Origin of the sequence: Acinetobacter sp. TUM15071 (genome assembly GCF_008980925.1) — a bacterium.
Lineage (GTDB): Bacteria > Pseudomonadota > Gammaproteobacteria > Pseudomonadales > Moraxellaceae > Acinetobacter > Acinetobacter dispersus.
In genome coordinates this window covers 39,892-64,969 of sequence record NZ_BKGB01000003.1, presented here as the reverse complement: position 1 = coordinate 64,969, position 25,078 = coordinate 39,892, and the positions used below count along the sequence as shown (strand labels likewise).

Below are 25,078 nucleotides of genomic sequence, written 5' to 3'. Positions count from 1 at the left end.
TTTAAATATCAAAAATAAAATGCTCTTTTAGTCTTAAATAGATTGAAGATTTCAATAGGAAGGCGTACAAATATTGAAATACTTTATGCAGTCCCCATATTAATTTTTCTGCATGTGATTTTAATCTGATTGATGAATAAGGAAAATCTCGAATGAGAGCTTCTACTGTGACCATTAAAACTGAACAAGATCTGGAGAAATTACGTATCTCTGGGCGTTTAGCGGCACAAGTGTTAGAAATGATCGGGCCTTATATCAAGCCTGGCGTTTCAACTGAATATTTAGATGATATCTGTAATGATTATATTGTGAATACGTTGCAGGTGATTCCAGCCAATGTTGGCTATCACGGTTTTACTAAAACGACCTGTATTTCTGTCAATGAAGAAGTGTGTCACGCCATTCCTTCAGCGAAAAAGATTTTGCAAGAGGGTGATATTTTAAATATCGATGTTGCTGTGATCAAAGATGGTTATTTTGGCGATACCAGCCGAATGTATTTTGTTGGTGAGCCAAAGCCTGAAGCAAAAAAACTGGTTGAAACCACTTATGAAGCGATGTTAGCGGGTATTCATACAGTGAAACCTGGGGCAACTTTAGGTGATATTGGCTATGCCATCCAATCTGTTGCACAGCGTGAAGGTTATAGCATTGTGCGTGAATACTGCGGACATGGTATCGGCCGTATTTACCATGAACAGCCGAACATCTTGCACTACGGTCAGAAAGGTCAAGGTTTGGTCCTAAAAAAAGGCATGGTGTTTACCATTGAGCCGATGGTGAATGCTGGAAAACGCCATGTCCGAGAGCTGAATGATGGTTGGACTGTGGTGACACAAGATAAATCATTGTCTGCTCAGTGGGAGCACATGGTTGCTGTAACGGATGATGGCTTTGAGCTATTAACGCCATGGCCGAATGGCACAGGACATTATCCAGCCGTTTAAGTTGTCCGATAAAAAAAGCGCGATTTCTAATCGCGCTTTTTTTTAGTTGAGCATTGGGTAAGTTGTTCAACCAAATAATCAATAAAAACACGAACAGCGGGCAATAGACCGCGTCTCGATGGATAAACTGCGTGGAAAATACCGTGTGGTGCCGTCCATTCGGGTAAGACAGTCACAAGTTGCCCTGTTTTTACAAAGTCTTGGGCAATACTATCGGGAAGCAGGGCGATCCCACAGTTTTGAGTGGCTAATTCCGCCAGCATCAGTAAATTTGAACCCATAATCACGGGGTTTACTTTGATCTTTTTCTGCTGATGATCAGGGCCTGTCAACAAGAACTGTTGATCGAGATGATCTTCTGCCATGCTGATAATACGATGTTCAGCCAGTTGTTCAGGCGTAGTAAGATTACCAAACTCATTTAGATAGGCTTGGCTGGCAAAAAGACGTTGTTCAATTGCTTCAAATTGACGTAATACTAGGTTCGGATCATCATCTAATTTAGAGCGAACACGCAGCGCCAGATCGACACCTTCATTGATGACATCAATACGGCGGTTGCTGATCATCATCTGTACCCGAACTTCAGGATATTTCTTCAAAAAGGCCGGTAGAATTTTCGCCATCTGATTTTGAGCAATATCGACTGGTACACTGACTTTGATGACACCACGTGGCTGACTACTCAAATGATTGACCACATCATGCGCTGCTTGGGCTGCATTCATCATCACTTGTGCATGTCGGTAAACATCCATTCCAATATCAGTCACGGCAAAATGACGTGAACTACGTTGAATCAGACGCACGCCTAATTGTTCTTCGAGATTGTAAACCCTACGGCTGAGTTTAGATTTAGGAATGTCTGTTGCACGTTCAGCAGCACTAAAGCCACCATGTTCTACAACCAGCGCGAAGCAATAAAAATCATCTAAATCCGTTAGCATTACGCTATAAACTCCAGCTTATTGTGATCAAGTTAAATGAATATAAAAGTGATTATTAAACATTGTGGGCTAATAATATAGCCCGAACCTGCTGATATTGTTCCATTCGCTCAAAATCCTTTGCGGTTGGTGATGGAATTCGAGATAAGTCCATATTGTCAGTGATATCAGCCAATTTCACAACACGTGCCAAAGGGTTTTGTACAGTGCGCTGAGCGGCTTCGATTCGATACTCACCATCTAGTTTAGTAAGTGCAACGATTGCTTCGATAATGTGTGTCTGGAATCCTAAAGCTTGTAAATCTGCAATGCTTGTTTCGGTATCTTCTAAGACATCATGCAGAACAGCAATAATTTTATGATCCATACTGGGTACATTCAGCATCACTCTGAGTGGGTGTAAAATATAAGGTGCATTGGCTTTATCAACTTGGCCCTCATGTTGTTGTGCGGCAAATGCAATTGCTTGTTCTAATGTCGCCATCAGCTAAATCCTCCGCTTCAAGATAGATTAGCGCGTCATATTCTTTTAAACTGGCTGAAATTTTTTGCGCTTAAGTATTATGTCATATCAACTTATCAATATTGTCGATGCGACCCAAAACATTGTATGTCCTTTTTGTCAGCATGCTGTCCTCGACTGGGATCAGGAGCAGTATATTCAACCTTGTGAACATACGCTATTTATGGCAATGGATTTAGGTTTTGAATTTATTGCTGATCGTTTTGAAGAAGTTTTACCGCAGTCAGTGGATGAAATTCATGAAGATCCAAATATGAATATTTTTGCTAGTGTTACTCAAGCTCACTATGCCGACATGCACATTTATAAAGCAGATTTAGGTGTAGAGGGGCTATTTCGTTATGTTGGATTTAGTCAACATTAAAATCCTTCCAATAAAAAAGCCAATCATTTGATTGGCTTTTTGCTTAACAGCTTATGCTTCAGGTGCTGGGCTGTACTGTTCAACTAATGGTTTTAACTCACCATTTTGGAACATTTCAAGCATGATATCGCTACCACCAATAAGCTCGCCATTGATCCATAATTGTGGAAAAGTAGGCCAGTTCGCAATTTGAGGTAAAGTTGCACGAATATCTTGATTTTCCAAGATATTTACATAGGCAAATGGACGACCAATTTGGCTAAGTGCTTCTACTGCACGAGCAGAAAAACCACATTGCGGGAATTGTGGAGTGCCTTTCATGTAAAGTAAAACAGGGTGTTTCGCAATTTGATCACGAATTAACGCTACTGTATCACGCGCTTGTTCCGTCATAGATAGATCCTCAACTAATCTCCTTGCATTATACCTAAAAAAAAGCGTGGCGGAGGATTGCGAAAGATTTTTCTTATATAAATGTGACTTTAGGCTTTCAATCTACGCAAGTTTTTGCTTATATAACTTTTTTCACCACAACTACTGATAGATTGAGTTTGTTATGACTAATATCACTCTTGCTCCTGTGCAACCTGATCAACCATCACATCTTATGGCAACCTATGGTCGCCAAGCGATCAGCTTTGTACGAGGACGAGGGGCGTATCTATATACGGCAGAGGGTACAGAATATTTAGATGCGTTAACGGGGATTGCTGTGTGCGGTTTAGGACATGCACACCCTGTTATTGCAGAAGCGATTGCTGAACAAGCTGCGACTTTGGTGCATACCAGTAACCTATATGAAATTCCTTGGCAAACAGCTGCAGCACAGAAACTGGCAGAAGTTTCAGGGATGGAAGAAATCTTCTTTTCAAATAGTGGTGCTGAATCAAATGAAGGTGCGATCAAAATTGCACGTAAATTTGGTGCTCAACAAGGCATTGCATACCCTAAAATTTTAGTCGCCGAACAATCTTTCCACGGCCGTACCTTGGCAACCTTATCTGCAACTGGCAATAAAAAGGTTCAGGAAGGTTTTGCGCCCTTGGTTGAAGGTTTTATTCGTGTGCCGTTTGGTGATGTGGAAGCAATTCAAGAAGCAGCCATCAACCATCCAGATATTGTTGCTATCCTGATCGAGCCTATCCAAGGTGAAGGTGGCGTGAATACCGCACCACAAGGGTTTAGTTACTTAGAAGATGTACGTGCGCTATGTAATCAACATAATTGGTTGATGATGCTAGATGAGATTCAAACAGGGAATGGTCGTACAGGCAAATACTTTGCTTATCAACATACCAGCATTATTCCTGACGTCATGACTACAGCTAAAGGTTTAGGGAATGGCTTCCCAATTGGTGCAGTCATGACACAAGGTAAAGCTGTGGGCTTACTGGGTGCAGGCAGTCATGGTTCAACTTATGGTGGAACAGTGTTAGGTTCACGTGTGGTATATACCGTGCTTGATACCCTGGAAAAAGAAAATGCAGTTGAGAATGCTGCTACAGTGGGTGCCTATATTGTTGATCAACTCAGAGCGCAATTGGTAGATTACAATGTTCAAGTGCGTGGCTTTGGCATGATGATTGGGATTCAGCTACCAAAAGACTGTGCTGAACTGGTTACGATTGCACGTGATGAATATAAGCTGATTATCAATGTAACGGCAGGTTCAGTGGTACGTTTATTACCGCCATTAAACATGACACAAGCGCAAGCAGATGAGTTATTACAACGTCTTGTTTCTGTGATTCAGAACTTTCTAAAAGCATAATCGTTGTAGATTGAATAATAAAAAAGGGCAATTCATTTGCCCTTTTTTTTATTTGTATGGGATATCAGCCAGAAATATATTGTTGAAGCTGCTCAATCAGAATACGTTGATCGTCCATCGCAGCTTTAACTAAGTCTCCGATAGAGATAAAGCCAACTAACTTTTCTTGATCAAGCACAGGTAAATGACGTAAATGACGGTCAGTCATGAGGTTAAGGCATTCTTCGACCGTATGGTTTAAACCTACAGAAATTACTTTTGACGTCATAATGTCCGACACAGGCGTATTGTTTGATGAACGCTCCATCAAGGCAATTTTACGGGTATAGTCACGTTCAGAAAAAATACCTACTACGGTTTCGTTTTCAGCGACAACTAAAGCACCAACACCTTTTTCTGCCATAATTTTAATTGCTTCAAGTACAGTCGCATTCGGTGAAATGGTAAAAATTGATTGTACTGCTTTATTCTTGATGACTTGAGCAACGATTGTCATTGTTTATCCACCTGTGTTGTATTGTCATTTTCATTTAACTTAACGGTATTTTTTTTAAATGCAAAGCCCTAATTTCATTCCAATGATAACTTTTCTTCATGAGTGTCTAAAAAGTCATCACTGGAGTAGAAAGAATAATTAAACCGTCACTGCTGATTGATGTGGCATAAAGAAGAAATGCTGCATTTGCTGAGTTGAAAGTTTAAATTTACGATGCGAAGAGTTAAATAAAGCAGGTTCAACTTGTAAACGGGTTAAAGTTGGAAGCAAGGATTCATGGAAATCTTTCGGCGTAATCTTACGTGGTGTGTAGTTTTTCCAGTGTGCTTTAGCATAGCGATGAGCTTGTACGCCGTTCAGCCAAAAGGGGAATACGTGACCATCTTGATCCGATTTGATTGCCCAACCCTGATGGTATAAACCCCAAAGAACGCCACAATACATCATTGTTTTTAGAATTGAAATTTTAAACATCAACTCACGTGAGACTGGTTGGAAATGGCTAAAACGATACATGTTATTAAACTAATATTCTTAAACTTATGTTTTATTATAAGAAAGATAGATGGCAGTTATGTTTAAACAATTGATCTAAATCGTAAGCAAATATTGTAGGTATCTCATTCAGGCGACTAAAGCTTTGGTGCAGCGCAAGTTAGGACTATGAAAGAACCATGTTGATTCGTTTTATGCAGGAATTAAAAAACGCCACCTGAGCAAGACAAAGCGACTAAAGCATTGGTGCAGTGCAAGTCAGGAATATGAAAGAACGATGTTATTAGTTTTAAGCAGGTATTAAAAAACGCCACCTGAGCAAGACAAAGCGACTAAAGCTTTGGTGCAGTGCAAGTTAGGAATATGAAAGAACTATGTTGATTCGTTTTATGCAGGTATTAAAAAACGCCACCTAAGTGACGTTTCATTATGCTTGTAGGGTTGCCATCTTCTGCCAATACTGTGCTTTCAAGGAGTCACGTTCTACTCGGAAGCCTTGATAATACAACTCTGCTAAAAATAATGCCGCTTTACCGTGACCTGCTTTAGCTACTTCTTCAAGCTCTTTCACTGCATCTTGGAAGTTTTTTTGCGATTGAATTGTATTTACCGCATTTGCATATACATGCTCTAGTTCATGGTGTGTAAATTGTTGAATCATATATAACTCCTTATTTTAATTATGATTACCGCAAATTCTATTCAAAGTTACTCTACTTTGAATTTAAGCTACTTTAACTTAGATTTGTTAAATTATTATGACAAAATTGATTGAATTGTCAAATATATTCGGTGTCATTACGTAAATAAAATCTTACACGATTAAACATTTGTCGCAAATAATTTTAAGTAAAATCAAAGTGAGAATAATAGAAAAGGAGAAGAACATGTCCAATGTCATTGATGGCGTAACTGTGGATGTCCCACCATTAGAAAGTCAAATTATTGCGTTAGCTCATCATCATCGTCAATTACTTGATGAAGCCATTTTCCATCAAGAAATTCACTTGGGTGATTACTGCTTAGCACAACGTAAACGCGTGTATGACTTTGCCAGTCATTTAAGTCCTGAACAAAAAGATCAGTTTTATAGGATCTACGATGGAGAGTTGAAAAATATTGCCGATGATGATGACTTGCATCCTGCAGATGCTGAAAGTGGTGTAGGTATGTTTGCCATTTTTATTACCTTAGTCATCATTGCATTTATTTTGTACTTTTCCTTTGTTCGTACATTAGTCAGTTAATCATTGCTAAAGTAGTGTGCGTTCAATAAGTTGTGGAATTGTGACTTATTGAACGTTGTGCTTGTCCTTAGCGAATCAGAGACTTACACTACCTCTAATTCGAGGTAGATTATGTTGTCTATAATTTTTAAACAGAAGGTTATGCAATCCAAATTAGGATTTAAGTTGGACCAATTTTACAATGTTTTGGTCGGTATTATTATTTTGTCTATTTTTATACTTGCGTATAACGCATTACAACGTCCAATTAACACAGCGCAGTACCAAAAAGTTGTTCAGTATGCACAACAGGCCAGCCATCCAAGAACACAGCATTTGGCCGAAGATACTTTGGAGCAGGCTAAAATTCGACGTGTAGATTATCTAAAGCTTTTAAATGCTTACCAATTTGAATCGAATCGTATTAAACAATACCCGGCAATGGCAAAAGAAGATGAGTGAGTTTTAAACGATTCATTTTTATTTATAAATGAATGGTTTGCCTCTGTCGGAAAAAAGAAATCAATTTATGCTAGACTAGCGGTCTTTTTTAAAAGCTGCTTTATTCTCAAGGAATCGACATGCAACAGCAATCGAATATGCAAAATAAATTCTTGATAGATGCTGACATTGGTGATGATGATGTCACATTACCGAATTTACCTGCTGTCGATGTTCCCATTATTGATGAGCCAGTTGTAAAAACTACAGTTGAGACGCCAGCACCTGTAACAATCGCAGCAACAGCACCTGTTGTTGAAGAAGAAACCCAAGCTACGGGATTCTTTGGCCGCATGAAAGATGGTTTGACTAAAACACGTCGTAGTTTCACCGATGGTATGGTCAATATCTTGATCGGTGGCAAAGAGATTGATGACGAGTTATTAGAAGAAGTTGAAGAGCAAATGTTGGTTGCTGATATTGGTGTAGATGCAACCAAAACCATTATTGCCAATTTAACTGAAAGAACAGCTCGTGGTGATTTGATTTATTCCCATGCGTTGTACAAAGCACTGCAAGAAGAATTAGTCGCTTTACTCGCACCGCGTGTTAAACCACTGCATATCGATCCTAATAAATCGCCTTACGTGATTCTCATGGTCGGTGTAAATGGTGTAGGTAAAACTACAACCATCGGTAAATTGGCGAAGCGTTTACAAGGCGAAGGCAAGAAAGTCATGCTTGCTGCAGGTGATACGTTCCGTGCGGCAGCGACTGAACAGCTGCAAATTTGGGGTGAGCGTAATGACATCCCTGTGGTTGCTCAAGGTCATGGTGCAGACAGTGCTTCGGTTATTTTTGATGCTTTTGAAAGTGCGCGTGCCAAAGGCATTGATGTCTTGATCGCGGATACTGCAGGACGTTTGCAGAATAAAGCCAACTTGATGGAAGAGCTGAAAAAAGTGAAGCGTGTGATGCAAAAGATTGATGCAACTGCGCCGCATGAAATTATGCTTATCGTTGATGCTGGCACAGGTCAAAATGCAATTAACCAAGTTCAGTTGTTTGATGAAGCGGTTGGCTTAACAGGGATTACTATTACCAAGCTTGATGGTACAGCAAAAGGCGGCGTGTTATTTAATATTGCAAGTCGTACCCATGTGCCGATTCGTTATATTGGTGTGGGTGAGAAGATTGATGATTTACGACCTTTCTCAGCAAAATCATTCGTTGCTGCATTATTTGAAACCGATAAGTAATTAAATTGTGTTAAAAAAGACTCCACGACATGTGGAGTTTTTATTTCGAATAAAAAATAAGACTGTTTCAAAAATAAAACGATCTGTCATGTTTTTTAGACTATTCCTAAAAAATGCGTCGTTATACACTACATTCAATCCAAGATAACGCCCCAAAGGGCACATAGGTAGGAATAACAACATGAGCAACTTCTTAAATAGCATTAAATCACGCCGTACCATTTATGCAATTGGTAAAAACCTTACAGTTGACCAAACTAAAATTGAAGAGACCATCCGTGAAGCGGTAAAACACAGCCCATCATCATTCAACTCACAGACTTCACGTGTTGTGACTTTGTATGGCAACTCTCATGTTAAATTTTGGGAAATCGTACGTGAAACTTTGCGTAAAATGGTACCAGCAGAAGCATTTGCAAATACAAGTGCAAAAATTGATAGCTTTGCTGCTGGTTTTGGTACAGCGTTATTCTATGAAGATCAAGATGTTGTAAAAGGCTTACAAGAGCAATTTGCATTATATGCAGATAACTTCCCAGTATGGTCAGAACATTCAAGTGCAATCGCTCAGTTCGCAACATGGACTGCTTTATCTGAAATTGGCGTGGGTGCATCATTACAGCACTACAACCCAATTGTTGATGCCGAAGTTGCAGAAACTTTTGATATTCCAGCAAACTGGAAATTACGTGCTCAGCTTGTATTCGGTTCAATCGAAGCAGCGGCAGGCGAGAAAACATATATGGATGATTCTGCACGTTTCAAAACTTTTAACTAAGTTAAAACGAGTAGCAAAAAAGAGCACTGTTTAGTGCTCTTTTTTTATTTGGATAGGATATTCGCCAAAAGAAGTATGGCACTTATAATCAAAAATGATGTATATATCTTAAATAAGCCGAATTGATGGAATAGACAGTTTTGTTTTCTGTCATAAAATAGTCACAATCGCATTGCATAGTGCATACGATTTCATAAATTGTTTATATCGAGAAGAGTCTAATGTCTTTAAGAGTTGGTGTTGCTGCTTTCGGGTTATTATTAAGTAGTTCAGTTTTTTCAGCAGTCACAATCACTGCACCTGAAGAAATCGTGATTCTTGCTGTAAATGGTCAAGAAGTAAATAGTGGATTAATTCCATCAAAGAAGAATAACTATCAAGTAGATCCAGGCAATTTAACCGTCAATGTTCGCTATCGTGAATATTTTGAGCATTTAAATGGTGAGCATGACATCATTAAATCAGGCGTTGTAACCATTCAAGCACAAGATTTGCAAGACAATCAGTCTTATAGTCTAGGCTTGGTCAATGCACCTAAAAACTTCGATGCTGCAAAGAAATATGCAGATCAACCTACCGTTGCTTTGTATGATCAAAATAAAAAACTGGTGGTCCAGCAAACTGGTGCAAATAATGAAGCACAGCCATGGTTTACTGGCAATAATTTATTAAGCCGCACTCTGGATTTAACGCAAAAGAATAAGAATAATGTTGCGAATCAACCTGCACCTGTTTATGCAGGAACTACATCACAAGTAGCTGCAACTGCGCCTGTAGCAGTAACAACAGCAGCGGCAGTAGGTACAGCAAAAACCACAGATCAACAATTGGCAGAATTGTGGCAGAAAGCATCTAAAGCTGAACGCCAAAAATTTATGGCTTGGTTAGCTGGTCAAACAAACTAATCTAAAATTTAATAACAAAGCCGATGTTATCATCGGCTTTGTTTTGTGTGGAATAAAATAAAAATGTCTTTAACGATTAGAAAAGCAAAGAATAATGATTTGGAACAATTGGTTAAGCTGATTAATATCGCTTATAGAGAACAATCAGAACGTAGTTGGACAACTGAAAAAGCATATGTGAAAGGTGATCGCATTGGTAAATTTCAATTAGAGCAAATATTGCAGCAAGCAAATTTCGAATTATTGGTAGGTGAGCTAGGTAATGATGAGATTGTTGCCTGCATCGGATTAAGTTTGAATGATGATTGTATAGAGATAGGTACTTTTGCGATTGATCCAAGCATACAAAATCAAGGCTATGGGCGTAAATTACTCAATTATGCTGAGTTATATATTGCTCAAAATTATCCAAAAATTCGTGATTTAGTCATGCATGTTCTAGATGTTCGAACTGAGCTGTTGGCCTATTATCAGCGCCGCGGTTACCAAATAACGGGACGGAAAAGTGAATATCCAATTGAGGCTGAAGTAGGGCAACCCATCGTACCTATTCAACTGATTGAAATGAAAAAAATCTTGAGTATATAAAAGAGCCATGATTGCAACAATCAAGGCTCTATCGACAAGGGTTTAAGTTTTGTTTTCAGTAAGGGAGGATGTTTGCTCAACTTTCTGTGTAGACCAAATTGAACCAATTGGCGCGGCTTGCGCACGATCTCTGGCTTGTTGATAAAAACGTATAAATATTAAAGCAAATATCAAAGCTGTGATATCAATCCAAATCAAATGACCTGTTGAATACCAAAGTCCTTGGATTGGAAACGCATAGGCAAGCACAGAAGTCGCAGGAATCAGCAATAAAACCAGTGCAATGGCGAAGAACAGTTGAGCTAAAGCTTTTGCTGCACCAATAATAAAACTGTATGAAATACAAGCAATAAATACTAAATAGTAGCTATACATAAATACATGGTTATGACTTTGTAATTGCAATGGTATGACATAGGCCCATCGACCCATCAACATACTGGTAAATATCGCTAACATACAACCTAAGCAAGCACCTATGGTCAGGTTGGCAATAAACATGACGTCTTTACGCTGTTGCGGTGCTGGTAGGTTGGGATTCTTTTGTTTACGAAGGCGAGTTTCAATCCACAGAATATTGCCTGAATAGAACAGATAAGCCCCACCTAAGCCAAAGATCAAATAGATCCAGCGGATGGGTTCGCCACCATAATTACCAAAATGTAAGGCAAACATTGAACGAATGAGAGAAGCGGCTGAGCTTTCTTCAGTGGATAGGGTCTTGGTTGGGTAAGGTGTACTTTGATATGGATTAAATGACATATAGTCGAAGGTATCACCACGAAGCATACGATCAGGATGATATAAAGCAACAAAGGCAGATGCACGTTCAGGATTATCCAGCTGGTTAAAACGAATACCATCAATACGATAATCAGGTGCTGCTTTTTGAATGTTGAGAAAAACCTTTTCTACATCGAGTTGCGGATTCGGCTCAACAATTTTAACGGCTGGTGGACGTTCAAATAGCGGCTTATCTTTCGAAACCAGTTGAGTGAGTGCGCCATAAAAAATATCATGAAAAGCAAAAACGACGACACTAACGCTAATGATGATATGAAAAGGCAAGCTGGTGATGCCAATGACATTATGCGTATCTAACCAAAAGCGTTTCTTGTTTTTACCTTTGCGCACAGCAAAATAGTCACTGATCAGCGTGGGGAGTAACACGATTAAACCCGACATTATGGCAAGAAAGTATAAAACAGCCACAACGCCCATTACCATTACACCTGCGGTATGGTGTCCCATCATGCCAGGGATACCCGCAGTTTCATGCAATTGTTCAATCAGCCAACCTAATTTAGATAGATTTTCTTCTTTGGCAATCAGTTGTCCATTGTTATCCAGTGTTGCCATCATAGTTGTTTGAGCAATATCAACGCCATGATGATCTTCAGTTTCCTCATGTGCTGCTTCCCATTGGATGGGTGCATTATGTCCTTCTGGCCAGTTAAAGCTTAAAGTGAATGCCTTTTGTGTTTCAGGGAACTTCGCCTGAACTTGCTCGACCAATTGGTTGTATTGGTTGGTTTGAATTTTTGCTAACTTTTGCTGAGGAGGCGCTGCCCATTGACTAAGTTGATGTTGAAACATCGTTAGCCCACCAGCAAAAAAACAGATAAATAATAAAATACCTGCGCTTATGCCAACCCACGTATGTAGATTTTTGCCTGTTTTAATAATATCCGCACGAATTTTCATTTTAAGCTCTTATCCAAAATAACAGGGCATAAGCAAGGACATTGGCAATACTGTAGATCACTAAGCTTTGCCAGCCTTTCGGGATGAAATAGACAATAAAAAAGACGCATAGCCAAATCCAAGGAATTGACCACATTCCCAATTGTGGTGCAATCGAAGAATCAGCATTGGATTTACTGAGTAAAAGAATGATTGCTCCCATCGCCATTGCAAAGCTGAGACCGAGAACGGCACCAACAAATGTTTTGGTCCACCAATCAGGTTGTAGTTTTTGTTTAAGCATGTTCATTTAAGTTGGCCTTTTCATGAGCATAATGAAGGGGGAAAATGACCAAACCAGCGTAGCAACTGCCAGCCAGATTAAAATAGCAACCAAAAGGGGTAAGCAATAAATCAAGATGCTTAACCCGACGAATAAGCCAACAAGTCCGAGGTAGAAGAATGGCCGAGACAACTGCTTTTTCAGAAAAATTTGATGGGTGTGGCTGAGATAGACACTCATACAGGCAAGCAGTGAAACCATGATCCCTAAGAGTTTTAAAGTCATGTTATTAATCTGTTAACTATAATGATAATAATTATTATTTAAATTCAACAAAAATTAAAGCTTATATTCAAAAACTTAATTGGTTTAGTCAGAACATGATGATTCAAATGCTATTGATAATTGTTATCATTTGTGTACTATGTAAAAAAATATTTCATCTCGGGGGAGCAATGCAGCATCACAACTTATATATAGCGATTATGTTTAGCCTATTTGGGGCTTCTACAACAATGACGTGGGCAGAAGATCAATCAGAAGACTTAAAAAAATCGGATGTGTTACCTGTTATTCATCTTAAAGCGGATCATGAAGCTTCTGCATATACCATTAAAAAATCAAAATCGGCAACCAAACTGGACCTGTCTTTAAAAGAAACGCCACAGTCAGTGAGTGTGATAACCGAACAACAAATGAAAGATCAAAATCTGACAAGCGTATCTGGGGTGCTTGATCAGATTCCTGGTATTTATCGACAAAGTTATGGTGCGACATCTGCTTGGGGAACGGGTGGTGAATATACTTCGTATTATTCGCGTGGCTCTAAAATTATTAACTTTCAGATTGATGGATTGTTGTCGAGTCCTGCGATAGAAGGCCGTAGTAACACCGCTCTCAGTAATATTGATACCGCTATTTTTGAAAATATCACTGTTGTTAAGGGGGCAACTGGCTTGTTAAATGGTAGTGGTTTGCCAAGCGCCAGTGTTAATTTTAACCGTAAGCATGCAACAGCAAATGCTCAGTCATCTGCCAAGCTGAGTTATGGTTCATGGAATACTTGGCGTAGCGAAATTGATGCCTCTCAAGCATTGAATGAATCAGGGAGTATTCGTGGTCGTGTTGTCGCAGCACATCAACAAGGTGATAGCTGGCAGAAATGGGGCGATGCTACATCAACCATTTTATATGGCGTAGTGGATGCTGATTTAAGTGATAAAACAGTTTTAAGTATTGGTACATCATTAAGCCGTAATGAAAGTGATGGCCAAAGTATCCACGCTTATGCAAATTTTGATGCGAAGAATATTCTTTCTCCAATGGGACGCAAGGACAACTCAGCCCCACGATGGGCTTATACCCATACCGATAGTCTAAATGCATTTGCGCAGTTGCAGCATGAGTTTGAAAATCGTTGGAAGTTGAATGCAAATTATAATTTTGCAACAACCAATACAGAAAGCATCTATGGTGTGATTGGGTCAAATACATCTGGCGTTTATAAGATGCAAGATGGCAAGCGTGTACAGGTCATTGGTGCTGATGGTAAACCTGTTTATTACACTGATTATGAAAAAAATACATCAACTGTGACTGCTGGTTATCAGCATACTAAACCTGTTGAGCATTCTGTTGATTTGGGTGTGACTGGCCCATATCAACTTTTTGGTCGTGAACATGAGCTGATGCTAGGTGCAAACTTTCAGGATGTAGACCAAAATGATCCTTATTACAATCGGGTAATGGGTGAAACTGGCGTAATTAATATCAAAAGCTGGAATGGTTATACTGCACAGCCTGCAGGGTTATATACAGCAGCAAGTGCAGGAAATTCTGTACTGCAATTTAGACAATATGGTGGCTATTTAGCAACTCGCTTAAATCTTTTGGATAGTCTCAAAGTAATTTTAGGTGGTCGTATTTCAAACTTTGATTATTATGCCGAGTCTGGTAATAAAAATAGTGGAACAAAAATTAAAATTGATGATCAGTTTACGCCTTATGCAGGGATCGTTTTTGATGTCACACCTGAATGGGCAGTTTATGGTAGTTATACCAGTATCTTCTCACCACAAGCAAATAAAGACTATCAAATGAAATTGCTGGATCCTAAACAAGGTGATAGCTATGAGCTAGGTGTAAAAGGTGAGCTGTTTGCGGGTCGTGTGAACACCAGTTTGGCTTTATTCCAATCGAATATGGATAATGTTGCTGTTGAAGCTGGTAAATATGCAACCAGTGAAGAAGTGCCTGGTGCCGTTGCGGGAACATCTTATTACCGTTCTGCAAAAGGTGCGAAGACAAAAGGCTTTGATGTGGCAGTGTCTGGAGAACTGCTGCCTAATCTGAATCTAAATGGGGGATATACTTATTCAGAGACCAAAGAAAAAGGCGATCGTATCAATACCGATATTCCAAAAGATCAGTTTAAGCTCTTTGCTACTTATAAATTTTCGGGTGATTTAGACAAGCTGAGTGTTGGGGCTGGGGTGACATGGCAGAGTAAAATTTATAGCAGCTATGATATGGAAGGCTTCGCCCGTAATAGCAATGGTCAAAAAGCTTTTACATTGGTTGATGCAATGGCGAAGTATGAACTCAGCCCAGATTTAACAGTGGGTTTAAATCTCAATAATATTACGGATAAAAGCTATCGTTTAAATACCTCAAATCAAACCTTTGGTGCACCGCGTAATGTAACGGGCTCTGTATCCTTCAAGTTTTAATATCAAGTTGATAAAAAAGAGGAAGCAATATTGCTTCCTCTTTTTTTAGATTCCTCAGAAATTAATTTCCAATCCAAATGAAATATCCCAACACCATTAATGGCCATGCGATATAAGGACTAAATAACCATTTCCATAACCAGAATCTTGGTATAAACCCAACCCCATGTACGAAACCGCCAGAAATCCCAATCATCACCAACATCAGTAAGCTATGATTATAATGTCCGTTGGCATCTAACATCAGCGATGGATGGACCAGTAAAATAGCAGCAAGTGGCAATGCCAACAAAAACGAAATGGTCATTGCAAGTACTTGCGCTTTACTATTCTTCGGTGTTGTCATTGCTTCAGCCATTCTATTATTCCTCATCTAAATCTTGATGATGTTCGATATACAACGCACTGAGTACGCCTGCGAAACATGCCATCAAGACACCTAGAATCCATGCAAAATACCACATGTCATATCTCCTGATTAATACAAACTATGTGAATTTTCTTCGATATGTTTGTTGGTGATGACACCCCACATTTTGTAATACGACCAAGAGGTATAGATCAAAATGAGAGGAACGAAGATACATGCAGCAACGGTCATTACCCCAAGGGTTTTATGACTAGAAACGGCATCCCACATGGTCAAGCTTGAAGTTGGATCAATGCTTGATGGCAATAAGAATGGGAACAAGGCAAAACCAGCAGTGAGAATTGCACCAACAATCATCAGGCTTGTACCAGTAAAACTCACAGCCGCTTTATGTTTCGCTGCACTGATGATGACCAATAGCGCACCTAAAATTGCAACAATAGGTGCCGCCATCGTAATCGGATAAGTTACATAGTTATTTAACCAACCGTGATTGGCATTGGTCACAACGTCTTTAGCAAGTGGGTTGAGTGCCGCATTAGTATTTACAGCAGTGGCATAGCTATAACCCGAGATATTACCAAAGAATAACCATGCGCCAGCAGCCAAGAAGCACACAAGGAATGCAATTGCCATGATTTGTGTTGCTTTGGCAGAGCGATTATGTAAATTCCCGTCCGTACGTAGCATGAGCCATGCACCGCCGTGTGCGCACAGCATGGATAAGCTGACAATACCGCAAATCAATGCAAATGGATTCAGTAATGCAAAGAAGCTACCAGTATATTGTGAGCGTAATGTGTCATCTAGGCTAAATGGTACACCTAAGAACAAGTTCCCGAATGCCACACCAAACACTAGCGCAGGTACCGCACCACCGATGCATAAACCCCAGTCCCAAGAAGTACGCCATTGGGTATTCTCTAACTTGGAGCGATAGTCAAATCCAACGGGTCGCAGGAACAGGGCAAATAAAACCAGTAGCAAGGCCCAGTACATTCCGGAGAATGCAACCGCATAGACCATTGGCCAAGCTGCAAATAAAGCACCACCAGCGGTAATGAACCAGACTTGGTTACCATCCCAGTGCGGTGCAATCGTATTGATTGCAGCACGGCGTTCAGAATCGGTTTTACCCACGAATGGCATCAGTGCCATTGAGCCCATATCGAAACCATCGGTAAGTGCAAAGCCAATCAGTAGTACACCAACGAGCACCCACCAGATAATTTTTAGGAGTTCATATTCGATCATGATTGAGCCTCCCCAGTTTTTGCTTCTAGTTTTTCAAAATGATATTTACCAGTATGCAAAGAACTTGGACCTAAACGAGCAAATTTGATCATTAAGTACATTTCAATAATCAGCAGTACGGTATAGAACGCTGCAAGCGCAATAATCGAGCCCCACACATCACCAGCGCTTACGCTTGATGCAGAGAGGTGTGTTGGTAAGATTTCACCAATCGACCATGGCTGACGACCACCTTCAGCTACATACCAACCTGTTTGAGCTGCAATCCATGGGAGAGGGAGAGCAAACAAAGCAAATTTGAGTAACCAAGGTTTATCTTCGGCATTACGTTTTGCCACAGCCCAAGTCGCGAATAGGAATAACAACAGCATGAGGAAGCCTGAAGCGACCATAGCACGGAAAGAGAAGAACAGTGCCGCGACGTTTGGAATGGTATCTTTAGTTGCAGCTTGGATATGTTCTTCAGTCGCATCAACCACATTTGGAGAATATTTTTTCAAGAGTAGGCCATAACCTAAGTCTTTTTGATTTTTCTCAAATGAAGCTAACAATTCTGGAGAGCGGTCACCTGCACGAAGTTTTTCTAATTCGCTATAGGCCACCATTCCATTACGGATACGCACTTCATGCTCTTTCATGAGGTCACGCAAACCCGTCACTTCTTTATCGGTAGAACGTGTTGCAATAATCCCCATCACATAAGGAATTTTAATTGCATAGTCGGTCCGCATTTCCTGCTGATTTGGGAGGCCAAATAAGGTGAATGCTGCAGGTGCAGGTTCGGTATGCCATTCTGCTTCGATTGCAGCAAGTTTGGTTTTTTGAACATCACCCAACTCATAACCTGATTCATCACCAAGAAGAATCACAGATAAAGTTGACGCTAAACCGAAGATTGCAGCGATGGCGAATGAGCGACGCGCAAAAGGTAAATCACGTTTCTTTAATAAGTAATAGCTTGAGATGGCAAGTACAAAGATTGCACCAGTGACATAACCTGCAGAAACTGTGTGTACAAATTTTACTTGTGCCACAGGGTTAAAGATCAGTGCACCAAAATCCACCAGTTCCATACGCATGGTTTCATAGTTAAATGCAGCACCGACAGGGTTTTGCATCCAACCGTTGGCGATGAGAATCCACAAGGCTGACATATTCGAGCCAATCGCCACCAACCAAGTCACACCTAAGTGCTGTACTTTAGAGAGACGATCCCAGCCAAAGAAGAATAAACCAATAAAGGTGGATTCTAGGAAGAAAGCCATCAAGCCTTCAATTGCAAGCGGTGCCCCGAAAATATCGCCTACATAGTGAGAATAATAAGCCCAGTTGGTACCGAACTGGAATTCCATAGTCAGACCAGTGGTTACCCCTAAGGCAAAGTTAATCCCGAAGAGTTTCCCCCAGAATTTAGTCATGTCTTTATAAATTTCTTTACCAGAAATCACATAGGTGGTTTCCATGATGGCAAGAATAAAAGCTAAACCTAAAGTTAGAGGGACGAAAAGAAAGTGATACATTGCGGTCATTGCAAATTGGAACCGCGAAAGATCGACCACGCTTTCAGAAATCATCAACGTGTCTCCTGAGTTTTGGACATGTCACCAGCAATACGCTCGGCAACTTCATTGTTAAAATCTTTTGGAATCGTTGGCGCATCAAACCAGATGTGTTTAATCACCAAGAGAAGTACAACTTTAATAATAAGAATAATCGTGATTTCTCTGACGAGTCGCCGATTTGGATCTTGAGAACTCGTGTTCATAGAACCTAGCCTCATATTTAAAGAAGATGTAAAACATTATTAAATAAAATTCATTGAAAATAAACCTTTAGGATTTTTAAATAATATAAAATTAAATAATTGTTTTAAATCAATGTGATGGTGTGTTTTTATTAAAATATTTAAAATGGTTATTTTAACCAACTAAAATAATATGAATTGATTTTAAAACCTGATCAAAACGGTTGTATTTATATTTTTAAATCTGATTAAAAAGATAGGGTTTATACTGAATTAAATAAATATTAAACCAACTAAAATAGTATGAATATAAAATTAATAATATATACAGTGACTTATCGTTTTTATTACATAATTAAATAATTCTTACAATGAAGTCTCTACAAAACCTAGTGTATAGGTAGAGATTGTTTTAAAAAATGTGATAGGTGTCACTGTTGTGTTTTTTGTGCCAGTGAGATCATGAAAACAACAAGAAGGGAAGAGCTAAATTCAAAACTTTTGCAGGATATATTTGTAATAAAATGTAAAAACTACTATTTTTCTCTACTCAAGCGCAATTTTGAGACAAAAATCAGTCTGGTGCGAATAAGTTATTTGAGAGAGATATTTTTTTCGCCAGATAGTGTGAGTTTGATTTTTGGCTAATTAACAACACTTGGGACTGTAATTCTAATTCACCATACTCAGGTTCAACTTGTACATAATAGAGTTGTCCGAACTCATCACGCACACGTGCTTGGGCTGAGAAACCAGGACGTGCATTTCCAGTTGAGATTGTGGCTAAACGACCAACCAAATTGGTATGGGTATGAGTGACTTTAGGTTTGATCACCTGATCTAGGCAGTGAATCATAAATACGGTAAAGAAAATATCGATGATTAGTGCTGGAACAAATAAATAGTAAGGTGAAATGAAGTAGTGTTGCAAAGCAAAGAACGAGAGTTCCAGAAAATAGCCTGCAAAACTAAAATTAATCAGTAAAAAAACAAAGATCAGGTATTTAGAAAATTTCACGTCGAGTAGAGGTGAATTCAGTAACCAATCTGGGGTGAGCTTTTGAACCAATTGACTCGGTCGTAAGCCAATAACAATCCCGATGGTTTCTGCAATGCTGAGCACAATTAAAGCCACGACACTCATATGAAATGGCATCAGATAGTAATTGAGGAAAAACTCAGTCATCGCAGAATTCATGATCTAGGGCTTAATCAATATAGATACCACCATCTGAGTGGACTTCCAAATTTACTTTCTCAAGGAATTCACCTAGACATGGGCCTGAAATACATTCACCTGTTTCGACTGAAAACAGTGCGCCATGAGTAGAACATTGAATATATTCTTTATCTTGGTCCAAGAACTGATTTTCTAAATACTCAAGTTCAGTTTGCAAGTGTGGGCAAACGTTTTGATAGGCATAGAAGCTGCCATCTTTTTGAGTGATAAAAATCGTGGTCCCTTTCATGGTGTCGTATGCACGAGACTCACGCTCAGGGACTTCTTCTGTCATGCAAATCTTTTCCATGTTATGCACATTCCTGTTGAGCTTTTTGGAATTGTTCAAAGAGTTTAGCGTAATTGTCTACGCTTAAACGTGGCCCATATTGAGCAACCACTTCACTTGAGATCAAAATAGCAAGTTGTGCCGCTGCTTCCAAGCTTAAACCAGCATTGATTGCATATAAAAATGCACCGGAGAATGCATCGCCAGCACCATTGGTGTCTACAGCTTCAACAGCACGACCATTGACATGGAAGTTGCGTGCTTGATCAACAATCACAGCACCTTTTGCACCTTGTGTAATCACAATATGTTGATTTTTTAATTTTAGGCTTTCAATCGCAGCATCAAGATTGTCTGTTTCGGTAAACATGAGCGCTTCTTGCTCATTACAGAATAACAGATCTACACCATCATCTAAGAGTTCGACCAAACCCTGACGTGCATATTGCACCATTGCAGGGTCGGAGAGTGATAATGCAATTTTAACACCGTGTGCTTTAGCCAGTTCACGTGCCTGTTTAACTGCAACACGTGCGGTATCGCTGGTTGATAAGTAACCTTCGATATACAGCCATTTTGCAGTTTTAAGCGGTTCGAAGTCGATTTGTTCGTCGGATAATTCAGCGGTGATACCGAGATAGGTTTGCATGGTACGTTCTGAATCTGGGCTGATCAGAACCATACAAGTACCTGTAACACCTTCACTGATTGATTGTGTTGTAGTTGTAATGCCAGCTTCGTTTAAGCCATCGAGATAAATGCGACCGAGTTCATCATTACCTACACGGCAGCCATAAAATGCAGTACCACCTAAGGCACTAAATGCAACGGTTGTATTCGCTGCTGAACCACCGCTGGCTTGGCCCTTGTAGCTTTGAGTATCTTGTAATTTTTGATATAAATTTGCCTGTGTTTCACCATCGGCCAAATGCATTGTGCCTTTTGGCAATCCCTGTTGCGTTAGAAACTCATTTGAAACCTTAAATTCTTGGTCAATGAGTGCATTACCAATTGCAAAAAGATCAACAGTTGCCATGTTTGTCATCACAGTAAAAATCAAAAAGCAAAGTTTACACTAATGCTCAGGACTACAGTAGTTTGTTGAAAGAAATTCATCTTATTTATTCTAAAAACCAAAGATATACAACAAAAAAGGACAATAACCAGAATTGAATAAGATGGGCTTGTTTTGATAATAATTCTCAATTAGTAATAGGTTTTAAGAATTTCTGGGAGACATTTTATTGAGAGCAGAACGTATTTATCATTTACCGCCAGAGCTGGATTTGTTGATTGAGTTTGCCCTGCAAGAGGATTTTCTTTTTCTACAACGTTTAAAACAAGATTTTCAAACAGGTCGAAATCGTTTTGATCAAGTTGGAGAGGCTCTATTTGCTGTATATGTAAAAAATCATTTGATTGCGATAGGTGGACTCAATCAGGATCCTTTTGATTACGCAAATAAAGTGGGGCGTTTACGCCGTTTCTATATTCATCCAGATTATCGTCGAAAAAGAATCGGAACTTACTTGTTGATGCATATCGAACGATATGCGCAAGCCTATTTTGAAAGGCTTCATTTGTTTACTGATACCGAGGAAGCCGCTTTTTTCTATCAAAGTATGGGGTATGAACGGATAAACTGGGCACATACTAATTTTCGGAAAGTTTTTGAATAAAGTGTGTTTTGATTAGCCGCTGCATTTTTCTACAAAAACATAGTAATTTACATGGATATCCATACGTATTCTTCGGTAGACTCTCTATAATCAATTGTAATGATTTAAATAGATAAATTGGAGATCACATGACTGTCGATGTTACTGAAAGCATTAATCAAACGACTCATCCCGCGTTTCAGCTATTACGTCAACACCATGTAGAAGCACTCGATATTCAAGTTTCAGAATATAAGCACAAAGTGACTGGTGCAGTTCACTACCATTTGGCCACAACGCATGATGAAAATGTGTTCTTGGTGGCATTTAGAACTCAGCCGATGGATTCCAAAGGTGCTGCACATATTTTAGAACATACGGCACTCTGCGGTTCTGAAAAGTTCCCTGTACGTGATCCTTTCTTTTTAATGATCCGCCGTTCATTAAATACATTTATGAATGCATTCACAGCAGCGGATTGGACGGCTTATCCATTTGCAACACAGAACAAAAAGGACTTTCAAAACCTATTGTCGGTGTATTTAGATGCTGCCTTTGCCGCGAATTTAAACCCTTTGGATTTTGCGCAAGAAGGTATTCGTATTGAGCTGGAAAATGATCAAGCGGTTTATAAAGGTGTGGTGTTTAATGAAATGAAAGGAGCAATGAGCTCTCCTTCAGATCAGTTATATCATCAACTGGCGCATCATTTATTCCCAGAAACGACCTATCACTACAACTCTGGTGGTGATCCTAAAGATATTCCTGACCTAAGCTATGAGCAATTGGTGGATTTCTATAAAGTTCACTATCACCCAAGCAATGCTGTATTCATGACCTTTGGCAATCAAAGTGCATACGACTTGCAAGAGCAATTTGAGAAACTAGCTCTACATAAGTTTTCTCAAGGAACAACTTTATATTCAAAACCAGAAAAGCGTTTAACTGCACCTGTAGAAGTGACTGAAAGCTATGCGGTTGATAGTGAAGATCTGAAAGATAAGACTTACCATGTGATGTCATGGTTATTACCTGAAACCAGTGATACTAAATTACGTCTAGGTATGCGTTTGGTTGAGGGAATTCTATTAGAAAACTCTGCTTCACCTTTACGCCATTACTTAGAAACTTGTGGTTATGCACAATCAACAGGTCCTTTAATGGGTGTTGATGACAGCAACTTTGAAATGACTTTCTATTGTGGTGTTCAAGGTTCTAATGCTGAACATGCAGAAACATTTAAAAATGGCATTCTCGATATTCTGAAAGATGTTGCTTCTAAGCCAGTAGATACTGATTTTGTCGATGCCATTCTTCATCAAATTGAATTACATCAACGTGAAATCAATGGTGATGGTACACCGTATGGTCTCAGTCTGATTCTGAATGGGTTAGGTAGTGCGATTCATCACAGTGATCCAGTTCATGTCTGGGATGTGGACTCTGCGATTGAACAAGTGAAAGAAGAGTTAAAAGATCCAATGTGGTTATCAAACTTAATTCAAACTCACTTGTTGGATAATCCACACCGTGTACAAATGACTTTGGTACCTGACGCAACCAAATCAGTGAAAGAACAACAGGCTGAACAAGCACGTTTGGCTGAGATTACAGCTCATCTCACTGATGCGCAGAAAGTTGAAATCCAAGAAAAAACGGCTGCATTAAAGCAACGCCAAGACACACCAGATGATCTTGAATTGCTACCAAAAGTTGGTTTGGAAGATGTGCCTGCTGAATTGCAAATTGTGCAAGGTCAACTACGTGAAATTATTTGCAATGGCCTAGATACGCCGTTGAATTTATATCATGCAGGAACCAATGGTATTTATTACCAACAAGTATTGATTCAGATTCCAGATGAAATCGTACAATCTCCATACTTCAATTTACTCTCTATTTTAATGGGAGAGGTTGGTGCGGGTGAGTACGATTATTTGGAATTCCAGCAAATCCAAACCGCAGTAAGTGGTGGTTTAGGTATGGGGGCATCATTGCGCAGTAAGGTCGATGATAAAGACCGTATCAGTGCATGGCTGACTTTAACGACCAAATCACTGACGCAAAAACTAGATGCCATTCAATTATTAAAATTGGCATTTGAGCAACTTCGTTTTGATGAAAAAGACCGCATTATCGAGTTGTTGCAGCAACGTAAAACGCGTTGGCAGTCACGTTTGTCTGGTTCTGGTCATAGTTATGCGATGCAAGCGGCTTCACGTCAAATGAGTGCACTTGCGCGCCGTGATTATCACAATACGGGTCTAGGTGCATTGAACTGGCTCAGTGACTTGGTTGCGAAAATTGATCAAGATGATAGCGCTTATCAAGCATTGATTACTGAATTACAGTCGATTCATCGTAAGTTGCTGCAAGCACCTAAACAATTCTTGTTGGTATGTGAAGAACATCAATCTGATCGTTTGGTTGAAGAAGTGCAAAACATTTGGGATAAGCTGGTTGTTGATAAAGCACCTGTTATTTTAACGCAAGTAGAACAGGTCAATACCAACGACGATGAAGCATGGTTGATTCAAGCCAATGTCCAATTCTGTTCATCTGCTTATCAAGCAGTCGATGTCGCGCATCCTGATGCAGCACCTTTAATGGTGTTAGCAGCTTATTTGCGTAACGGCTTCTTACACAGTGCCATTCGTGAAAAAGGTGGGGCATATGGTGGTGGGGCAAGTTATGATGGCAATGCGTGTTCGTTCCGTTTCTATAGCTATCGTGATCCACGCTTAGCAGAAACATTTAATGATTTTGAAGCCAGTGTGCAATGGTTATTGAATACTGAACAACAACCACATCAACTGGAAGAAGCAATTCTAGGTTTAGTGGCTGGTATGGATAAACCGGGTTCACCAGCTGGGGAAGCAATTACTGCATGTTATGCCTTGTTGCATGCACGTACACCAAAATTCCGTAAAATCTTACGTGAGCGTCTACTCAACGTGAACTTGGATGATTTACAGCGTGTTGCGAAGCAATATCTATTGGCTCAAAAACCGGTGAAAGCTGTGGTTGCGCCATTTGCGAAACGTGAAGAATTGCAGAAACTTGGATTTAGTATTCAGCAAGTCAATTAAAATAAAAATTGGAGAAATCT

29 protein-coding genes are annotated in these 25,078 nt (G+C 39.5%); 12 read left to right on the top strand and 17 right to left on the bottom strand.

The window, feature by feature from the left end:
- Positions 1–152: 152 nt before the first annotated feature.
- Positions 153–947 carry a type I methionyl aminopeptidase gene (gene map, locus GBI66_RS03735; protein ID WP_005313487.1) on the top strand — a complete coding sequence of 265 codons (795 nt, stop codon included), beginning with the start codon at positions 153–155 and terminating at the stop codon, positions 945–947.
- Between the two features lie 26 nt (positions 948–973).
- Here map and GBI66_RS03730 read toward each other — a convergent pair whose 3' ends face one another.
- Together GBI66_RS03730 and GBI66_RS03725 are read right to left on the bottom strand one after the other, a co-directional pair.
- Positions 974–1,894, bottom strand: coding sequence for a LysR family transcriptional regulator (locus GBI66_RS03730; RefSeq protein WP_004806707.1), 921 nt, complete (start codon positions 1,892–1,894; stop codon positions 974–976).
- Between the two features lie 55 nt (positions 1,895–1,949).
- A complete protein-coding gene (locus GBI66_RS03725; protein ID WP_151715207.1) occupies positions 1,950–2,378 on the bottom strand; it encodes an HD domain-containing protein in 429 nt (142 codons plus the stop codon).
- A gap of 79 nt (positions 2,379–2,457) precedes the next feature.
- Here GBI66_RS03725 and GBI66_RS03720 point away from each other — a divergent pair, with 79 nt between their 5' ends.
- The gene (locus GBI66_RS03720) at positions 2,458–2,781 is read left to right on the top strand and encodes a hypothetical protein (protein WP_005204097.1); all 324 of its coding nucleotides are present in this window, start codon (positions 2,458–2,460) and stop codon (positions 2,779–2,781) included.
- Positions 2,782–2,832: 51 nt separating this feature from the next.
- Here the strand turns inward: GBI66_RS03720 and grxD are convergent, their stop codons facing one another.
- Positions 2,833–3,174: a Grx4 family monothiol glutaredoxin gene (grxD, locus tag GBI66_RS03715; RefSeq protein WP_004639270.1), complete on the bottom strand. Its 342-nt coding sequence runs from the start codon at positions 3,172–3,174 to the stop codon at positions 2,833–2,835.
- Between the two features lie 163 nt (positions 3,175–3,337).
- Between grxD and GBI66_RS03710 the strand changes: the two genes are divergently transcribed.
- Positions 3,338–4,552 carry an aspartate aminotransferase family protein gene (locus GBI66_RS03710; RefSeq protein ID WP_151715206.1) on the top strand — a complete coding sequence of 405 codons (1,215 nt, stop codon included), beginning with the start codon at positions 3,338–3,340 and terminating at the stop codon, positions 4,550–4,552.
- Between the two features lie 64 nt (positions 4,553–4,616).
- Here GBI66_RS03710 and GBI66_RS03705 read toward each other — a convergent pair whose 3' ends face one another.
- The 3 genes from GBI66_RS03705 to GBI66_RS03695 all read right to left on the bottom strand — a co-directional run bounded on the left by GBI66_RS03705 (position 4,617) and on the right by GBI66_RS03695 (position 6,204).
- Complete coding sequence (locus GBI66_RS03705; RefSeq protein ID WP_004806717.1) at positions 4,617–5,048, bottom strand: CBS domain-containing protein; 432 nt, start codon at positions 5,046–5,048, stop codon at positions 4,617–4,619.
- A 138-nt stretch (positions 5,049–5,186) separates the two neighbouring features.
- Positions 5,187–5,564 (bottom strand): DUF2750 domain-containing protein, encoded by a 378-nt coding sequence (locus tag GBI66_RS03700; protein WP_004806719.1) that lies wholly within the window; start codon positions 5,562–5,564, stop codon positions 5,187–5,189.
- A gap of 406 nt (positions 5,565–5,970) precedes the next feature.
- The gene (locus tag GBI66_RS03695) at positions 5,971–6,204 is read right to left on the bottom strand and encodes a hypothetical protein (protein ID WP_004653777.1); all 234 of its coding nucleotides are present in this window, start codon (positions 6,202–6,204) and stop codon (positions 5,971–5,973) included.
- 226 nt (positions 6,205–6,430) lie between these two features.
- On the opposite strand from GBI66_RS03695, the gene GBI66_RS03690 reads away from it, so the two are divergent.
- From GBI66_RS03690 to GBI66_RS03660, 6 genes are all read left to right on the top strand, one after another.
- Positions 6,431–6,790, top strand: coding sequence for a hypothetical protein (locus GBI66_RS03690; protein ID WP_004806721.1), 360 nt, complete (start codon positions 6,431–6,433; stop codon positions 6,788–6,790).
- Between the two features lie 111 nt (positions 6,791–6,901).
- Complete coding sequence (locus GBI66_RS03685) at positions 6,902–7,231, top strand: hypothetical protein (RefSeq protein ID WP_151715205.1); 330 nt, start codon at positions 6,902–6,904, stop codon at positions 7,229–7,231.
- 119 nt (positions 7,232–7,350) lie between these two features.
- Positions 7,351–8,469: a signal recognition particle-docking protein FtsY gene (ftsY, locus tag GBI66_RS03680; protein ID WP_005212624.1), complete on the top strand. Its 1,119-nt coding sequence runs from the start codon at positions 7,351–7,353 to the stop codon at positions 8,467–8,469.
- Positions 8,470–8,650: 181 nt separating this feature from the next.
- On the top strand, positions 8,651–9,247 hold the full coding sequence (locus GBI66_RS03670) for a nitroreductase family protein (protein WP_033132896.1): 597 nt from the start codon (positions 8,651–8,653) through the stop codon (positions 9,245–9,247).
- A gap of 221 nt (positions 9,248–9,468) precedes the next feature.
- A complete protein-coding gene (locus GBI66_RS03665) occupies positions 9,469–10,152 on the top strand; it encodes a DUF2057 family protein (protein ID WP_151715203.1) in 684 nt (227 codons plus the stop codon).
- Positions 10,153–10,215: 63 nt separating this feature from the next.
- Positions 10,216–10,740 carry a GNAT family N-acetyltransferase gene (locus tag GBI66_RS03660; RefSeq protein WP_151715202.1) on the top strand — a complete coding sequence of 175 codons (525 nt, stop codon included), beginning with the start codon at positions 10,216–10,218 and terminating at the stop codon, positions 10,738–10,740.
- 42 nt (positions 10,741–10,782) lie between these two features.
- Here GBI66_RS03660 and GBI66_RS03655 read toward each other — a convergent pair whose 3' ends face one another.
- Genes GBI66_RS03655 through GBI66_RS03645 form a run of 3 tightly spaced genes read right to left on the bottom strand, consistent with a single transcriptional unit; the run spans position 10,783 to position 12,991 of the window.
- Positions 10,783–12,444 (bottom strand): PepSY domain-containing protein, encoded by a 1,662-nt coding sequence (locus GBI66_RS03655; RefSeq protein WP_151715201.1) that lies wholly within the window; start codon positions 12,442–12,444, stop codon positions 10,783–10,785.
- Position 12,445: 1 nt separating this feature from the next.
- Complete coding sequence (locus tag GBI66_RS03650; RefSeq protein WP_005212618.1) at positions 12,446–12,733, bottom strand: hypothetical protein; 288 nt, start codon at positions 12,731–12,733, stop codon at positions 12,446–12,448.
- Positions 12,734–12,991, bottom strand: coding sequence for a hypothetical protein (locus GBI66_RS03645; protein ID WP_151715200.1), 258 nt, complete (start codon positions 12,989–12,991; stop codon positions 12,734–12,736).
- 230 nt (positions 12,992–13,221) lie between these two features.
- Here GBI66_RS03645 and GBI66_RS03640 point away from each other — a divergent pair, with 230 nt between their 5' ends.
- Positions 13,222–15,435, top strand: coding sequence for a TonB-dependent siderophore receptor (locus GBI66_RS03640; RefSeq protein WP_228267282.1), 2,214 nt, complete (start codon positions 13,222–13,224; stop codon positions 15,433–15,435).
- A gap of 61 nt (positions 15,436–15,496) precedes the next feature.
- Here the strand turns inward: GBI66_RS03640 and GBI66_RS03635 are convergent, their stop codons facing one another.
- The 8 genes from GBI66_RS03635 to GBI66_RS03600 form a co-directional block, all read right to left on the bottom strand.
- Complete coding sequence (locus tag GBI66_RS03635) at positions 15,497–15,793, bottom strand: cyd operon YbgE family protein (RefSeq protein ID WP_004806745.1); 297 nt, start codon at positions 15,791–15,793, stop codon at positions 15,497–15,499.
- A gap of 4 nt (positions 15,794–15,797) precedes the next feature.
- Positions 15,798–15,899 carry a cytochrome bd-I oxidase subunit CydX gene (cydX, locus tag GBI66_RS03630; protein ID WP_004653762.1) on the bottom strand — a complete coding sequence of 34 codons (102 nt, stop codon included), beginning with the start codon at positions 15,897–15,899 and terminating at the stop codon, positions 15,798–15,800.
- Positions 15,900–15,913: 14 nt separating this feature from the next.
- Positions 15,914–17,059, bottom strand: a complete 1,146-nt coding sequence (gene cydB, locus GBI66_RS03625; protein ID WP_151715198.1) for a cytochrome d ubiquinol oxidase subunit II — start codon at positions 17,057–17,059, stop codon at positions 15,914–15,916.
- Positions 17,056–18,633: a cytochrome ubiquinol oxidase subunit I gene (locus tag GBI66_RS03620; protein WP_005188126.1), complete on the bottom strand. Its 1,578-nt coding sequence runs from the start codon at positions 18,631–18,633 to the stop codon at positions 17,056–17,058. The genes cydB and GBI66_RS03620 overlap by 4 nt, the downstream gene beginning before the upstream one ends.
- On the bottom strand, positions 18,633–18,824 hold the full coding sequence (gene cydP, locus GBI66_RS03615) for a cytochrome oxidase putative small subunit CydP (RefSeq protein ID WP_005188129.1): 192 nt from the start codon (positions 18,822–18,824) through the stop codon (positions 18,633–18,635). Before cydP ends, GBI66_RS03620 begins: the two co-directional genes overlap by 1 nt.
- Before the next feature lie 553 nt (positions 18,825–19,377).
- On the bottom strand, positions 19,378–19,989 hold the full coding sequence (locus tag GBI66_RS03610; RefSeq protein ID WP_167515391.1) for an OB-fold-containig protein: 612 nt from the start codon (positions 19,987–19,989) through the stop codon (positions 19,378–19,380).
- A gap of 22 nt (positions 19,990–20,011) precedes the next feature.
- The gene (locus GBI66_RS03605; protein ID WP_017402009.1) at positions 20,012–20,317 is read right to left on the bottom strand and encodes a Rieske (2Fe-2S) protein; all 306 of its coding nucleotides are present in this window, start codon (positions 20,315–20,317) and stop codon (positions 20,012–20,014) included.
- Positions 20,318–20,333: 16 nt separating this feature from the next.
- Positions 20,334–21,347, bottom strand: coding sequence for an adenosine kinase (locus GBI66_RS03600; RefSeq protein ID WP_151715197.1), 1,014 nt, complete (start codon positions 21,345–21,347; stop codon positions 20,334–20,336).
- 208 nt (positions 21,348–21,555) lie between these two features.
- On the opposite strand from GBI66_RS03600, the gene GBI66_RS03595 reads away from it, so the two are divergent.
- Positions 21,556–21,990, top strand: coding sequence for a GNAT family N-acetyltransferase (locus GBI66_RS03595; RefSeq protein WP_151715196.1), 435 nt, complete (start codon positions 21,556–21,558; stop codon positions 21,988–21,990).
- Between the two features lie 128 nt (positions 21,991–22,118).
- Positions 22,119–25,058: an insulinase family protein gene (locus GBI66_RS03590; RefSeq protein ID WP_151715195.1), complete on the top strand. Its 2,940-nt coding sequence runs from the start codon at positions 22,119–22,121 to the stop codon at positions 25,056–25,058.
- The last annotated feature ends 20 nt before the right edge of the window (positions 25,059–25,078 follow it).

Excerpts from the sequence above, each read along its gene's own strand:
- GBI66_RS03650 (WP_005212618.1), bottom strand. The coding sequence starts at position 12,733 with ATGAACATGCTTAAACAAAAACTACAACCTGATTGGTGGACCAAAACA.
- cydB (WP_151715198.1), bottom strand. The coding sequence starts at position 17,059 with ATGATCGAATATGAACTCCTAAAAATTATCTGGTGGGTGCTCGTTGGT.
- ftsY (WP_005212624.1), top strand. The coding sequence starts at position 7,351 with ATGCAACAGCAATCGAATATGCAAAATAAATTCTTGATAGATGCTGAC.
- GBI66_RS03600 (WP_151715197.1), bottom strand. The coding sequence starts at position 21,347 with ATGGCAACTGTTGATCTTTTTGCAATTGGTAATGCACTCATTGACCAA.
- grxD (WP_004639270.1), bottom strand. The coding sequence starts at position 3,174 with ATGACGGAACAAGCGCGTGATACAGTAGCGTTAATTCGTGATCAAATT.
- GBI66_RS03685 (WP_151715205.1), top strand. The coding sequence starts at position 6,902 with ATGTTGTCTATAATTTTTAAACAGAAGGTTATGCAATCCAAATTAGGA.
- GBI66_RS03725 (WP_151715207.1), bottom strand. The coding sequence starts at position 2,378 with ATGGCGACATTAGAACAAGCAATTGCATTTGCCGCACAACAACATGAG.
- GBI66_RS03660 (WP_151715202.1), top strand. The coding sequence starts at position 10,216 with ATGTCTTTAACGATTAGAAAAGCAAAGAATAATGATTTGGAACAATTG.
- GBI66_RS03690 (WP_004806721.1), top strand. The coding sequence starts at position 6,431 with ATGTCCAATGTCATTGATGGCGTAACTGTGGATGTCCCACCATTAGAA.
- GBI66_RS03730 (WP_004806707.1), bottom strand. The coding sequence starts at position 1,894 with ATGCTAACGGATTTAGATGATTTTTATTGCTTCGCGCTGGTTGTAGAA.
- GBI66_RS03665 (WP_151715203.1), top strand. The coding sequence starts at position 9,469 with ATGTCTTTAAGAGTTGGTGTTGCTGCTTTCGGGTTATTATTAAGTAGT.
- GBI66_RS03645 (WP_151715200.1), bottom strand. The coding sequence starts at position 12,991 with ATGACTTTAAAACTCTTAGGGATCATGGTTTCACTGCTTGCCTGTATG.
- GBI66_RS03640 (WP_228267282.1), top strand. The coding sequence starts at position 13,222 with ATGACGTGGGCAGAAGATCAATCAGAAGACTTAAAAAAATCGGATGTG.
- GBI66_RS03670 (WP_033132896.1), top strand. The coding sequence starts at position 8,651 with ATGAGCAACTTCTTAAATAGCATTAAATCACGCCGTACCATTTATGCA.
- map (WP_005313487.1), top strand. The coding sequence starts at position 153 with ATGAGAGCTTCTACTGTGACCATTAAAACTGAACAAGATCTGGAGAAA.
- GBI66_RS03620 (WP_005188126.1), bottom strand. The coding sequence starts at position 18,633 with ATGATTTCTGAAAGCGTGGTCGATCTTTCGCGGTTCCAATTTGCAATG.
- GBI66_RS03605 (WP_017402009.1), bottom strand. The coding sequence starts at position 20,317 with ATGACAGAAGAAGTCCCTGAGCGTGAGTCTCGTGCATACGACACCATG.
- GBI66_RS03700 (WP_004806719.1), bottom strand. The coding sequence starts at position 5,564 with ATGTATCGTTTTAGCCATTTCCAACCAGTCTCACGTGAGTTGATGTTT.
- GBI66_RS03710 (WP_151715206.1), top strand. The coding sequence starts at position 3,338 with ATGACTAATATCACTCTTGCTCCTGTGCAACCTGATCAACCATCACAT.
- cydP (WP_005188129.1), bottom strand. The coding sequence starts at position 18,824 with ATGAACACGAGTTCTCAAGATCCAAATCGGCGACTCGTCAGAGAAATC.
- GBI66_RS03635 (WP_004806745.1), bottom strand. The coding sequence starts at position 15,793 with ATGGCTGAAGCAATGACAACACCGAAGAATAGTAAAGCGCAAGTACTT.
- cydX (WP_004653762.1), bottom strand. The coding sequence starts at position 15,899 with ATGTGGTATTTTGCATGGATTCTAGGTGTCTTGATGGCATGTTTCGCA.
- GBI66_RS03655 (WP_151715201.1), bottom strand. The coding sequence starts at position 12,444 with ATGAAAATTCGTGCGGATATTATTAAAACAGGCAAAAATCTACATACG.
- GBI66_RS03590 (WP_151715195.1), top strand. The coding sequence starts at position 22,119 with ATGACTGTCGATGTTACTGAAAGCATTAATCAAACGACTCATCCCGCG.
- GBI66_RS03720 (WP_005204097.1), top strand. The coding sequence starts at position 2,458 with ATGTCATATCAACTTATCAATATTGTCGATGCGACCCAAAACATTGTA.
- GBI66_RS03695 (WP_004653777.1), bottom strand. The coding sequence starts at position 6,204 with ATGATTCAACAATTTACACACCATGAACTAGAGCATGTATATGCAAAT.
- GBI66_RS03705 (WP_004806717.1), bottom strand. The coding sequence starts at position 5,048 with ATGACAATCGTTGCTCAAGTCATCAAGAATAAAGCAGTACAATCAATT.
- GBI66_RS03610 (WP_167515391.1), bottom strand. The coding sequence starts at position 19,989 with ATGACTGAGTTTTTCCTCAATTACTATCTGATGCCATTTCATATGAGT.